Raw genomic sequence first — 13256 nt, 5'->3', positions numbered from 1 at the left:
CAGCCGAGCCGGCCAGCGCCTTTCAGCGTGGCAGCTTCTCGAGCAGCGCGTAGAAGAAACCGTCGTGATCACCCAAGGCATTGTCCGGGACGCCGCGCGCATTCACCCCGCTTTGGGGTAGCAAATGGCCCGGCGAGGGCAGCAAACGGGCATCGGTGTTGTGTCCAAGGAACGCCTCGATCTGGTGCGCACCCTCCTCGAAAAACACCGAACAGGTGCAATAGAGCAGCCGGCCGCCCGGCCGGACCAGCGGCCACAGGCCCGCCAACAGCATGGCCTGCTGCACCGCCAGTTGCTCGATGTCGCTTTCGCGCCGCAGCCAGCGCACATCGGGATGGCGGCGAACGATGCCCGATGCGGTGCATGGGGCGTCGAGCAGGATGGCGTCGAAGGGTTGGCCGTCCCACCAGTCGGAGGGCCGCGAGGCGTCGGCGACGACGACCCTGGCGCCCAGGCCGAGCCTGGACAGGGTCTCCTCGATGCGCCGGCTGCGGGCCGCATCGACCTCCAGCGCGGTGACTTCGATCGCCGCGCTGCCGGCCGCCTCGAGCAGATGCGCCGTCTTGCCGCCCGGCGCCGCGCAGGCGTCCAGCACCCGCAGCGGCGCGCCGCCCCGCCGGCCGAGGCCGGACAGCAGCAAGGGGGCGGCGATTTGCGCGGCCKCATCCTGCACCGAGCATTCGCCCGCCGAGAATCCGGGGATCTGGGACACCGGCCGGGCTCGCGCCAGCTGCAAGCCGCTGGGGCCGACCGGGACCGCCGGCAGGTCCGCGGCGGCCAGGCCCTGGCGGAACGCGGCGACGCTGGTCTTGCGCAGGTTGACGCGCAGGGTCATCGGCGCCTGGGTGTTGTCGGTTGCCAGCACGCGCTGCCATTCGCGCGGATGCTGGCGCTTGAGCCGCTCGATCCACCAGCGCGGATGGTTCCACTGGGCGACCGGCTCGCGGTCGGTGATCTCCACCAGTTCGTCGCGCTCGCGCAGGAAACGCCGCAGGCAGGCATTGATGAAGCTGGCCTGGGCCCGGGTGCCCGGATTGCGCTTGGCGGCCTCGACCGCCTGGTCGACCAGCGTGAAAGGCTCGTAGGGCGAGCGCTCGGCGTCCCAGGCCAGCGCCAGCGCCGTGCAGAGCAAGGCGTCGGCGGCCGGTGGCGGGGTCCTCTTGGCCAGCTGGCGGCGCAGCGCCTCGGCGCGGCCGAGCCAGCGCAGCACCTGGAAGCCGAGCGCCTGCACGCCGGGCCGGAGCGCCGGCTCGACGGCCTCGAAGGCGGCCGAGCCCGACTGCCCGCTGCGGATCGAGGCGAGCGCCGCGGCGGTGCACTGCAACTGGCGCCACAGGGGCGGCGAAGCGTTCGGCGAAACGGAAGGGGTGTCTGAAAGATCTGGCAACTTGGGTCGATGGTAAAGGCGCGGGAAATGAGAGGGGCGGCGATTGCCGCGAGCGAGTCAGCGCAACAGGGCCGCCGGACGCAGCTGCATGATCCACGCCACCAGCAGCGCGGGAAACTGGCCGATCGCCGCGTTGTACCGCAGCACCGCCTGGTTGAACTGGCTGCGGGCGATTTCCGCCGCCGCCGAGGGCTCGGGCCAGGCCAGCGGCACGCTGTCCGGCGCGGGCTCGTCGGTGCCGTGGAGGGGCACCGGCCGCGACAAGGTGCCGTCGGCCTCGAAGCTGACGACGGCTTCCGGATGCAGGTGCAGCCAGGCCGCCAGCAGCACGTGCAAGGCGGTGCCCAGGGCGGCGATGCCGGCCGGGTCGAGCGGCCGCAGCCGGGTCGCGGCCAGCAGCGTCGCCAGCTGGCCGGCCGCGGCCTGCAGCGAAACGCCGGAGGGCGGCTCGGCGGACGCCGTTGCGGCCGCGTCGGACTCGGCCGTCCGCGCCAGCACGAACTCGAGCTGGCGCACCAGCGCGGCGTCGAGCGTCGCATAGGCCTGCAGGGCGGCCGAACGCAGCCGCACCAGCCGGTTGTAGGCGCCGACGAACCAGAACAGCGCCAGCGCGCCGCCGATCCAGAACGGCAGTGAATCGGGCCAGCTGCTCATGTCGCCGGCCTGAATGAAAAAGCCCCCGATCCGCGGGCGGAAAGGGGGCTTCGTGTTCCGGTCATGGCCGGAGATGCTAACCAGTTATTCGCTGGCCGCACCTTCGCTGGCATCGACCGTGGTCGTGGCTTCGTCGGCGACGCTGCCGGCACCGGCCAGTTCGGCCGCTTCCGACTCGGCGATCGCGCGCCGCTCGGCCTCGTCCATCGCGTCCTTGACCTTGCGTGCCTGGTGGTACGCCATGCCGGTGCCCGCAGGGATCAGGCGGCCGACGATGACGTTTTCCTTCAGGCCGCGCAGCTCGTCGCGCTTGCCCATGATCGCGGCTTCGGTCAGCACGCGCGTCGTTTCCTGGAACGATGCGGCGCTGATGAAGCTGTCGGTCGAGAGCGATGCCTTCGTGATACCCAGCAGCAGGTTGGTGAACGTCGCGGGGATCTTGCCAGCGGCGCGCAGAGCGTCGTTGGTGTTGAGCATCTCGCTGCGTTCGACCTGTTCACCGGCGATGTAGTTGGTGTCGCCGACGTTCTCGACCACGACCCGGCGCAGCATCTGGCGAACGATCACCTCGATGTGCTTGTCGTTGATCTTCACGCCTTGCAAGCGGTACACGTCCTGCACTTCGTCCACGATGTAGCGCGCGAGCTCTTCCGAACCCAGCAGGCGCAGGATGTCCTGCGGGTCCGCCGGGCCGTCGACCACGCTTTCGCCCTTGTTCACCACCTGGCCTTCGTGCACCAGGATGTTCTTTTCCTTCGGCACCAGGTCTTCCCAGACCGTGCCTTCGGGGTCGGTGATCTGCAGGCGGATCTTGCCCTTGGTCTCCTTGCCGAACGACACGGTACCGGTCATCTCGGCCAGCATGCCCTTGTCCTTCGGCGAACGGGCCTCGAACAGCTCGGCCACGCGCGGCAGACCGCCGGTGATGTCGCGGGTCTTCTGGCCTTCGACCGGAATCCGCGCCAGCACTTCGCCGGGGCCCACGTCCTGGCCGTCGCGCACCTGCACCAGCGCGCCGATCGGGAAGCCGATCGTCACCGAGTGGTCGGTGCCGGGGATCTTGACCTCGGCGCCCGAGGCGTCGATCAGCTTCACTTGCGGACGCACGACCTTGGCAGCGCCGCGGCGCTTCGGATCGATCACGACCAGCGTCGACAGGCCGGTGACTTCGTCCACCTGCTTGGCGACCGTGAGACCTTCCTCGACGTTCTCGAACTTCGTCAAGCCGGCGAATTCCGTGATGATCGGGCGGGTCAGCGGGTCCCAGTTGGCCAGCACGTGGCCGGCCTTGATGGTCTGGTCGGCCTTCACCGCCAGGATCGCACCGTACGGCACCTTGTGGCGCTCGCGCTCGCGGCCGTGCTCGTCATGGATGACGATCTCGCCCGAACGCGAAATCACGACCAGCTCGCTCTTGCTGTTGGTCACGTAGCGCATCGTGGCGTTAAAGCCGATCGAACCGTTCGACTTGGCTTCGACGCTCGAGGCGACCGCCGCACGCGAGGCCGCGCCACCGATGTGGAAGGTCCGCATCGTCAGCTGGGTGCCGGGTTCGCCGATCGACTGGGCGGCGATCACGCCGACCGCTTCGCCGTTGTTGACCAGGCCGCCGCGGCCGAGGTCGCGGCCGTAGCACTTGGCGCAGATGCCGAAGCGGGTCGCGCAGGTCAGCGCGGTGCGCACCTTGACCTCGTCGACGCCTTCGGCTTCGAGCKCTTCGATCAGGTCCTCGTCGAGCATGTCGCCGGCGTTGGCCAGCACCGCACGGGTTTCCGGATGCAGCACGTCCTCGGCCGCGGTACGGCCCAGGATGCGGTCGCGCAGCGATTCGATGACTTCACCGCCTTCGACGATCGCGCGCATCACGGCACCTTCGTGGGTGCCGCAATCCTGCTCGATCACGACCAGGTCCTGCGTCACGTCGACCAGGCGGCGCGTCAGGTAACCGGAGTTCGCGGTCTTCAGCGCCGTGTCGGCCAGACCCTTTCGGGCGCCGTGGGTGGAGATGAAGTACTCCAGCACGTTCAGGCCTTCGCGGAAGTTCGCCGTGATGGGCGTCTCGATGATCGAGCCGTCGGGCTTGGCCATCAGGCCCCGCATGCCGGCCACCTGGCGGATCTGCGCGGCGGAACCGCGAGCGCCCGAGTCGGCCATCATGTAGATCGAGTTGAAGGACTCCTGCTCGACTTCCTTGCCGTGGCGGTCGATGACGGTCTGCTTCGACAGCTTGGCCATCATGACCTTCGACACTTCGTCGCCGGCCTTGCCCCAGATGTCGACCACCTTGTTGTAGCGCTCGCCGGAGGTCACCAGACCCGAGACGTACTGCTGCTCGATCTCCTTCACTTCCTTGGCGGAGCGGTCGATGATGCCGTGCTTCTCGGCCGGAACCAGCATGTCGTCGATCGCGATCGAGATGCCGGCCTTGGTCGCCAGGCGGAAGCCGTTCTGCAACAGCTTGTCGGCGAACACGACGGTCTCTTTCAGGCCGCACTTGCGGAACGAGACGTTGATGAGCTTGGAGATCTCCTTCTTCTTCAGCGCCTTGTTGATGTTCGAGAACGGCAGGCCCTTCGGCAGGATCTCGGACAGCAGCGCACGGCCCACGGTCGTGTCCACCAGCGAGGTCGACGGCACGAACGCGCCGCTTTCCTTGTCCTTGGTGTACTCGGTGATGCGGACCGCGACCTTGGCGGTGAGCTCGACCACGTTGGCGTCGAGCGCGCGCTGGACTTCGCCGATGTCGGAGAAGATCAGGCCTTCGCCCTTGGCGTTGATGCGGTCGCGGGTCGTGTAGTACAGGCCCAGCACCACGTCCTGCGAAGGCACGATCGACGGTTCGCCGGAGGCCGGGAACAGCACGTTGTTGGAGGCCAGCATCAAGGTGCGGGCTTCCATCTGCGCTTCGACCGACAGCGGCACGTGGACGGCCATCTGGTCGCCGTCGAAGTCGGCGTTGAAGGCCGCGCAGACCAGCGGGTGCAGCTGGATCGCCTTGCCTTCGATCAGGATCGGCTCGAAGGCCTGGATGCCCAACCGGTGCAGCGTAGGCGCACGGTTCAGCATCACCGGGTGTTCCTTGATCACTTCTTCAAGGATGTCCCAGACCACCGGCGTGCCCGATTCCACTTCCTTCTTGGCCGCCTTGATGGTGGTCGCGATTCCCATGGCTTCGAGGCGCGAGAAGATGAAGGGCTTGAACAGTTCGAGTGCCATCAGCTTCGGCAGGCCGCACTGGTGCAGCTTGAGCGTCGGGCCGACCACGATGACCGAACGGCCCGAGTAGTCGACGCGCTTGCCCAGCAGGTTCTGGCGGAAGCGGCCGCTCTTGCCCTTGATCATGTCGGCCAGCGACTTCAGCGCGCGCTTGTTGGCGCCCGTCATGGCCTTGCCGCGACGGCCGTTGTCCAGCAGCGAGTCGACCGCCTCTTGCAGCATCCGCTTCTCGTTGCGCGCGATGATTTCCGGCGCCTTGAGCTCCAGCAGGCGACGCAGACGCGAGTTGCGGTTGATGACGCGGCGATACAGGTCGTTCAGGTCGGAGGTGGCGAAGCGGCCGCCGTCCAGCGGCACCAGCGGACGCAGGTCCGGCGGCAGCACGGGCAGCACTTCGAGCACCATCCAGTTGGGCTTGATGCCCGACTTGCGGAAGGCTTCGAGCACCTTGAGGCGCTTGGAGTTCTTCTTGACCTTGACTTCGGAGCCGGTCAGGTCGCCGCGCAGGCGTTCGATCTCGCTGTCGAGTTCGATGCCTTCGAGCAGGTCCTTGATGCCTTCGGCGCCCATCTTGGCGACGAACTCGTCGCCGTATTCCTTGCGTTTGGCGTCGTAGTCGTCCTCGGACATGATGTCGCGCTTCTTGAGCGGGGTCATGCCGGGGTCGGTGATCACGTAGGCTTCGAAGTACAGCACGCGTTCGATGTCGCGCAAGGTCATGTCGAGCACCAGGCCCAGGCGCGACGGCAGCGACTTCAGGAACCAGATGTGGGCGCAGGGCGCGGCCAGGTCGATGTGACCCATGCGCTCGCGACGCACCTTGGTCTGCGTGACTTCGACGCCGCACTTCTCGCAGATCACGCCGCGGTGCTTCAGGCGCTTGTACTTGCCGCACAGGCACTCGTAGTCCTTGATGGGGCCGAAGATCTTGGCGCAGAACAGGCCGTCGCGCTCGGGCTTGAAGGTCCGGTAGTTGATCGTCTCGGGCTTCTTCACTTCGCCGAAGGACCACGAACGGATCTTCTCGGGCGAGGCCATGCCGATGCGGATGGCATCGAAATGCTCGTCCGGCGTGAATTGCTTGAACAGGTCGAGTAATGACTTCATGTGACTCTTTCCTAGTAAATCAGTTGAGGACAGAGCACGCTTCGCGTGGTCTGTCCCGCAAGGTCTCAGGACCGTTCGAGTTCAATATCGAGACCAAGGGAACGAATTTCCTTGACCAGCACATTGAACGATTCCGGCATGCCGGCTTCGATCGAGTGTTCGCCCTTGACGATGCTCTCGTAGACCTTGGTACGGCCCACCACGTCGTCGGACTTCACCGTGAGCATTTCCTGCAGCACGTAGGCGGCGCCGTAGGCTTCGAGCGCCCACACTTCCATTTCACCGAAGCGCTGGCCACCGAACTGGGCCTTGCCGCCCAGCGGTTGCTGCGTGACCAGCGAGTACGGGCCGGTCGAGCGGGCGTGCATCTTGTCGTCCACCAGGTGGTGCAGCTTCAGGAAGTGCATGTAGCCGACGGTGACCGGACGCTCGAACTGGTCGCCGGTGCGGCCGTCGTACAGGTAGGCCTGGGTGCGGGTATCGGTCAGGCCCTTGAGCTTGGCGATCTCGTCCGGATAGGCGAGCTTCAGCATGCCGCGGATTTCTTCTTCCGAGGCGCCGTCGAACACCGGGGTCGCGAAGGTCACGCCGCTCGACAGGTTGGCCGCCATCTCGAGCACGTCGGAGTCGCTCAGCTTGCTGAGGTCTTCCTTGCGGCCCGAGCCGTTGTACAGCTCGTCCATGAACTTGCGCACTTCGGCCACCTTGGCCTCTTGCTGCAGCAGGTCGCCGATGCGCTGGCCGATGCCCTTGCCGGCCCAGCCCAGGTGCACTTCGAGCACCTGCCCGACGTTCATCCGCGAGGGCACGCCCAGCGGATTCAGGCAGATGTCGCACGGCGTGCCGTCGGCCATGTGCGGCATGTCTTCGACCGGAACGATCTTCGACACCACACCTTTGTTGCCGTGGCGGCCGGCCATCTTGTCGCCGGGCTGCAGGCGGCGCTTGACGGCCAGGTAGACCTTGACCATCTTGAGCACGCCCGCGGGCAGCTCGTCGCCCTGCGTGAGCTTCTTGCGCTTTTCTTCGAACGCGAGGTCGAAGCTGTGGCGCGTCTGCTCGAGCGAGTTCTTGATCGACTCGAGCTGGGTCGCCACTTCGTCTTCCGCCGGGCGGATGTCGAACCAGTGGAACTTCTCGATCGACGTCAGGTAAGCCTTGTCGAGCTTGGTGCCCTTGGCCAGCTTGTTCGGGCCGCCATTGGCGACACGGCCGGTCAGCAGCTTCTCGATCCGGTCGAAGGCGTCGGCTTCGACGATCCGCAGCTGGTCGTTCAGGTCGAGGCGGAAGCGCTTCAGCTCGTCGTCGATGATCTGCTGGGCGCGCTTGTCGCGCGTGATGCCTTCGCGGGTAAACACCTGGACGTCGATCACGGTGCCTTGCGAGCCCTGGTCGACGCGCAGCGAGGTGTCCTTCACGTCGGAGGCCTTCTCGCCGAAGATCGCGCGCAGCAGCTTCTCTTCAGGGGTCAGCGTGGTCTCGCCCTTCGGCGTGACCTTGCCCACCAGCGTGTCGCCCGGCTGCACTTCGGCGCCGACGTAGATGATCCCGGATTCGTCCAGGCGGTTGAGCTGCTGCTCGGCCAGGTTCGGGATGTCGCGGGTGATTTCCTCGGCACCGAGCTTGGTGTCGCGGGCCATCACCACCAGTTCCTCGATATGGATCGAGGTGTAGCGGTCTTCGGCGACCACGCGTTCGCTGATCAGGATCGAGTCTTCGAAGTTGTAGCCGTTCCAGGGCATGAACGCGATCAGCATGTTCTGGCCGAGCGCGAGCTCGCCCAGGTCGGTCGACGCACCGTCGGCCACGACGTCGCCCTTGGCGATCTGGTCGCCGCGCTTGACGATCGGACGCTGATGGATGTTCGTGTTCTGGTTCGAACGCTGGTACTTGATCAGGTTGTAGATGTCCACGCCGACTTCACCGGCGGTGGCTTCGGCGTCGTTGACGCGCACCACGATGCGGGTCGCATCGACGTAGTCGACGATACCGCCGCGGGTGGCCGTGACCACGGTGCCCGAGTCGACCGCCGAGACGCGCTCGATGCCGGTACCGACGAAGGGCTTTTCGGGGCGCAGCACAGGCACCGCCTGACGCTGCATGTTGGCGCCCATCAATGCGCGGTTCGCATCGTCGTGCTCCAGGAAGGGCACGAGCGATGCGGCCACCGACACGATCTGCGCCGGCGACACGTCCATGTACTGGACGCGTTCGGCGCTCACCAGGATCGATTCGCCGGTTTCACGGGCCGACACCAGGTCGCCGGTCAGGCGGCCGTCCTTGTCCAGGGCCGCATTGGCCTGGGCGATGACGTACTTGCCTTCCTCGATGGCCGACAGGTAGTCGATGTCCATCGTGACCTTGCTGTCGACCACGCGGCGGTACGGCGTCTCGATGAAGCCGTATTCGTTGAGGCGGGCGTACAGGGCCAGCGAATTGATCAGGCCGATGTTCGGGCCTTCGGGCGTTTCGATCGGGCACACGCGGCCGTAGTGGGTGACGTGCACGTCGCGCACTTCGAAGCCGGCGCGCTCGCGGGTCAGACCGCCCGGGCCAAGGGCCGAGACGCGACGCTTGTGCGTGATCTCGGACAGCGGGTTGGTCTGGTCCATGAACTGCGACAGCTGCGAGGCGCCGAAGAATTCCTTCAGCGCGGCCGAGATCGGCTTGCTGTTGATCAGGTCGTGCGGCATCAGCGGCTCTTGTTCCGCTTGACCCAGACGTTCCTTCACGGCCTTCTCGATCCGGGCCAGGCCGGTGCGGTACTGGTTCTCGGCCAGTTCGCCGACGCAACGCACGCGACGGTTGCCGAGGTGGTCGATGTCATCGACTTCGCCGCGGCCATTGCGCAGGTCGACCAGGATCTTGACCACGGCCAGGATGTCCTCGTTGGTCAGCACCATCGGGCCGGTCGATTCGTCGCGGCCGACCTTGGCGTTGAACTTCATGCGGCCGACGCGCGACAGGTCGTAGGTGTCCGGGTTGTAGAACAGGCGCTGGAACAGGGCCTGCACCGCGTCTTCCGTCGGCGGCTCGCCGGGGCGCATCATGCGGTAGATGGCCACGCGGGCCGCGAATTCGTCGACCGTCTCGTCGATGCGCAGGGTCTGCGAGATGTACGCGCCCTGGTCGAGTTCGTTGGTGTAGATCGCCTGCACGTCCTGCACGCCGGCCGTGCGCAGCTTCTTCAGCAGCGCTTCGGTCAGCTCGTCGTTGGCCTTGGCCAGGATTTCACCGGTGTCGGGATCGACGATGTTGCGGGCCACGACACGGCCGACCAGGAAGTCTTCCGGCACACTGATGTGCGTCGTTTCCGACTGCTCGAGTTCGCGCGTGTGGCGCGCGGTGACGCGCTTGTCCTTGGCGACCACGACCTTGCCGGCCTTGTCGGTGATGTCGAAGCGGGCGACTTCGCCGCGCAGGCGCTCGGAGACGAACTCCATCTGCGCGCCGCTGTCCATCAGGCGGAAGTTGTCGTTGACGAAGAAGTTCGCCAGGATCGATTCCGGGTTCAGGCCGATGGCCTTCAGCAGGATCGTGACCGGCATCTTGCGGCGACGGTCGACGCGGAAGTACAGCATGTCCTTCGGGTCGAACTCGAAGTCGAGCCACGAGCCGCGGTAGGGAATCACGCGGGCCGAGAACAAGAGCTTGCCCGAGCTGTGGGTCTTGCCCTTGTCGTGCTCGAAGAACACGCCCGGCGAACGGTGCAGCTGCGACACGATGACGCGCTCGGTGCCGTTGATGATGAACGAGCCCTTGTCGGTCATGAGCGGCACTTCGCCCATGTAGACCTCTTGCTCCTTGACTTCCTTGACCACCTTCGACTGCGAGGTCGACGACTCGCGGTCATAGATGATCAGCTGGACCTTGGCACGCACGGCCGAGGCGAAAGTGAGGCCGCGGGTCTGGCATTCGCGGACGTCGAAGGCGGGTTTCGCGAGGTTGTACTCGAGGAACTTCATCTCGACGAAACCGTTGTGCGAGACGATCGGAAACGCCGCATCGAACGCAGCCTGGAGGCCTTCCACGGTCCGTTTCTGGGGCGGGATGCCGGCTTGCAGGAACGCGGTGTACGCGTCTTTCTGCATCTGCAGCAGGTAGGGAATTTCGACGACGCTGTCGCGATTGCCGAAATTCTTTCGGATGCGCTTGCGTTCGGTGTAACTGTACGTGGACGTTTGGGCCATGAGAGCTCCGGAGCTTGAGATCTTCAGCGACGTGGTGAGGTGCGCGAGCACCACTCTCCTTGGCGGCTGGCCACTACCAGCCCTGGCGGACGGCGATGCGTTGCACATCGCCCGAACCAAGGGGGTCTTCTGCAGTCGGGGTCAGAAGACACTCGAAAAACATCTTGATTTGGCTTTCCGTCGACCTGAAAAGGTCTCCGGGAAGCCGGCATCAAGCCGGCTTTCGGGTGCGCTCTGAAAGCGGCAAAGGCTGGAGGGCCTTTCGGCGCCTCCAGCCCTTCAAGAGAACCGAATTACTTCAGTTCCACCTTGGCGCCAGCTTCTTCCAGCTTCTTCTTGGCGGCTTCAGCGTCAGCCTTCGACAGGCCTTCCTTGACAGCCTTGGGAGCAGCTTCCACCAGGTCCTTGGCTTCCTTGAGGCCCAGGCCGGTGATTTCGCGCACGGCCTTGATTGCCGACACCTTGTTCGCGCCAGCTTCCATCAGCATGACGTTGAACTCGGTTTGCTCTTCGACCACGGCGGCAGCTGCGCCACCGGCGGCCGCGGGAGCCGACATCGCAGCGGCGCTCACGCCGAACTTCTCTTCGATGGCCTTCACCAGGTCGTTGAGTTCCAGGACCGTCATGCTGTCGAGCGCGGTCAGAAATGCGTCTTTATCGAATGCCATTTTTGTTTCCTAACAATTGGGTTGAATGTTTCAAACGCAAGGCTCAAGCGGCCTGCGGTTCTTCGGCTGCCGGAGCTTCCGCCGGTGCTTCGCCAGCACCACGCTTCTCGGCGAGCGCGGCCAGAACACGGGCCGTGCGCGAGATCGGGGATTGCATCAAGCCCAGCAATTGCGCCAGCAGCACTTCCTTGGAAGGGATGTTGGCCAGTTGCTTCACGCCTTCGACGTCCAGGGCCTTGCCACCGAATGCGCCGCCGCGAATCACCAACTTGTCGTTGGTCTTCGCGAAATCGGCCACCACTTTCGCGGCAGCCACAGCGTCTTCGGAGAAGCCATAGATCAACGGACCGGTCATCTGGTCGCCGACGATCTCAAACGCGCTACCAGCGACAGCACGGCGTGCCAGCGTGTTCTTGAACACGCTGAGAGTCACACCCTTGCTGCGCGCTTCGTTGCGCAGTTTGGTCATATCGGCCACCGTGATGCCACGGTATTCCGCCATCACGAGCGTTTGAGCTTTTGCGGCGAGGCTGGTCACATCACTGATGACCGCTTCTTTCTCACTGCGATTCAGACTCAAGGTCTACTCCTTTTCAATGCGATCCTCGGCAGGAGCCTCGGATCGCGCTTCATGCAGCGACCAACTGTTTCGGAACAAAAATCAAATTCCTTGCAGTGGGGTCGCCATCTGCGCTGGCCGCTCGACGGAGGTCGGGCGATTAAGTACAGGCAACCTGCACACCAGCGGTCTTGGATGGCTCGCGGCAACCGAAGCTGCCCCGACCCACCACATCCGCCTCACCGTTTGACGGGCGAGGCAAATCTCATCAACGCTCTCAGCTCGCAGCGATGGTCTGGAGGTCCACGCGGACACCCACACCCATCGTCGAGGACACGGCCACCTTGCGCAGGTAGAGGCCCTTGCTCGAAGCCGGCTTGGCCTTGACCAGGGCTTCGACCAGCGCTGCCAGGTTGCCCTGCAGCTTGTCGGTGTCGAACGAACGACGGCCGATCGTGCCGTGAATGATGCCGGCCTTGTCGACGCGGAACTGGACCTGGCCAGCCTTGGCGTTCTTGACGGCGGTCGCGACGTCGGGCGTCACGGTACCGACCTTCGGGTTCGGCATCAGGCCGCGCGGGCCGAGGATCTGGCCCAGCGTACCGACGACGCGCATGGCGTCCGGAGCGGCGATCACGACGTCGAAGGGCATGTCGCCAGCCTTCACCATCGCTGCCAGGTCGTCCATGCCGACGATGTCGGCGCCGGCGGCCTTGGCTTCATCAGCCTTGGCGCCCTGGGCGAACACGGCCACGCGCTTGGTCTTGCCGGTGCCGTTGGGCAGCACGACGGCGCCACGCACGACCTGGTCCGACTTCTTCGCGTCGATGCCGAGCTGCACCGCGACGTCGATGGATTCATCGAACTTGGCGGTGGCGGCTTCCTTCACGAGACCGATCGCATCGGCCAGCGGGTACAGCTTGTTGCTGTCGACCTTGCCTGCGAGGGCTTTTTGCTTCTTGGTGACCTTGGCCATTTACACGCCCTCCACATTCACGCCCATCGAGCGGGCCGAGCCGGCGATGGTGCGAACTGCCGCGTCCAGATCGGCCGCGGTCAGGTCCTTCATCTTGGCCTTGGCGATTTCCTCGAGCTGTGCGCGAGTGATCTTGCCGACCTTGTCCGTGTGCGGACGTGCGGAACCCTTTTCGAGCTTGATCGCCTTCTTGATCAAGGTGATCGCCGGCGGCGTCTTGATGATGAAGGTGAAGCTCTTGTCGGCGAACGCGGTGATGACCACCGGCAGCGGCAGGCCCGGCTCGACGCCTTGGGTCTGCGCGTTGAACGCCTTGCAGAATTCCATGATGTTCAAACCGCGCTGGCCCAGAGCGGGACCGATGGGCGGTGACGGGTTGGCCTTACCAGCTGGCACTTGCAGCTTGATGAAGCCGACGATTTTTTTCGCCATGCTTTGCTCCTTGCGGGTGATGACGCCTTGGCTTTGTCAGCCTGGGCTCCCCGGGGGTTAACGACTC

General features: G+C 65.2%; 8 protein-coding genes. All 8 read right to left on the bottom strand.

What is annotated here, in order from left to right; genetic code table 11:
- Positions 1–22: 22 nt before the first annotated feature.
- The gene (gene rsmB, locus AC1D2E_RS11280) at positions 23–1387 is read right to left on the bottom strand and encodes a 16S rRNA (cytosine(967)-C(5))-methyltransferase RsmB (RefSeq protein WP_478197486.1); all 1365 of its coding nucleotides are present in this window, start codon (positions 1385–1387) and stop codon (positions 23–25) included.
- Between the two features lie 57 nt (positions 1388–1444).
- Positions 1445–2041 carry a LemA family protein gene (locus tag AC1D2E_RS11275; RefSeq protein ID WP_478197485.1) on the bottom strand — a complete coding sequence of 199 codons (597 nt, stop codon included), beginning with the start codon at positions 2039–2041 and terminating at the stop codon, positions 1445–1447.
- Positions 2042–2125: 84 nt separating this feature from the next.
- The gene (gene rpoC, locus AC1D2E_RS11270) at positions 2126–6364 is read right to left on the bottom strand and encodes a DNA-directed RNA polymerase subunit beta' (RefSeq protein ID WP_478197484.1); all 4239 of its coding nucleotides are present in this window, start codon (positions 6362–6364) and stop codon (positions 2126–2128) included.
- A 65-nt stretch (positions 6365–6429) separates the two neighbouring features.
- The gene (gene rpoB, locus AC1D2E_RS11265) at positions 6430–10554 is read right to left on the bottom strand and encodes a DNA-directed RNA polymerase subunit beta (RefSeq protein WP_478197483.1); all 4125 of its coding nucleotides are present in this window, start codon (positions 10552–10554) and stop codon (positions 6430–6432) included.
- Positions 10555–10847: 293 nt separating this feature from the next.
- Positions 10848–11222, bottom strand: coding sequence for a 50S ribosomal protein L7/L12 (rplL, locus tag AC1D2E_RS11260; protein ID WP_478197482.1), 375 nt, complete (start codon positions 11220–11222; stop codon positions 10848–10850).
- Between the two features lie 43 nt (positions 11223–11265).
- Positions 11266–11802 carry a 50S ribosomal protein L10 gene (gene rplJ / locus AC1D2E_RS11255; protein WP_478197481.1) on the bottom strand — a complete coding sequence of 179 codons (537 nt, stop codon included), beginning with the start codon at positions 11800–11802 and terminating at the stop codon, positions 11266–11268.
- Between the two features lie 256 nt (positions 11803–12058).
- Entirely contained in the window at positions 12059–12757 is a 699-nt protein-coding gene (gene rplA / locus AC1D2E_RS11250; RefSeq protein ID WP_478197480.1) for a 50S ribosomal protein L1, read from the bottom strand.
- Positions 12758–13189 carry a 50S ribosomal protein L11 gene (rplK, locus tag AC1D2E_RS11245; protein WP_007831051.1) on the bottom strand — a complete coding sequence of 144 codons (432 nt, stop codon included), beginning with the start codon at positions 13187–13189 and terminating at the stop codon, positions 12758–12760.
- Positions 13190–13256: the final 67 nt, after the last annotated feature.

It is taken from the genome of Variovorax sp. P1_H2 (genome assembly GCF_056405295.1).
This window is presented reverse-complemented; position numbering and strand designations above follow the sequence as displayed.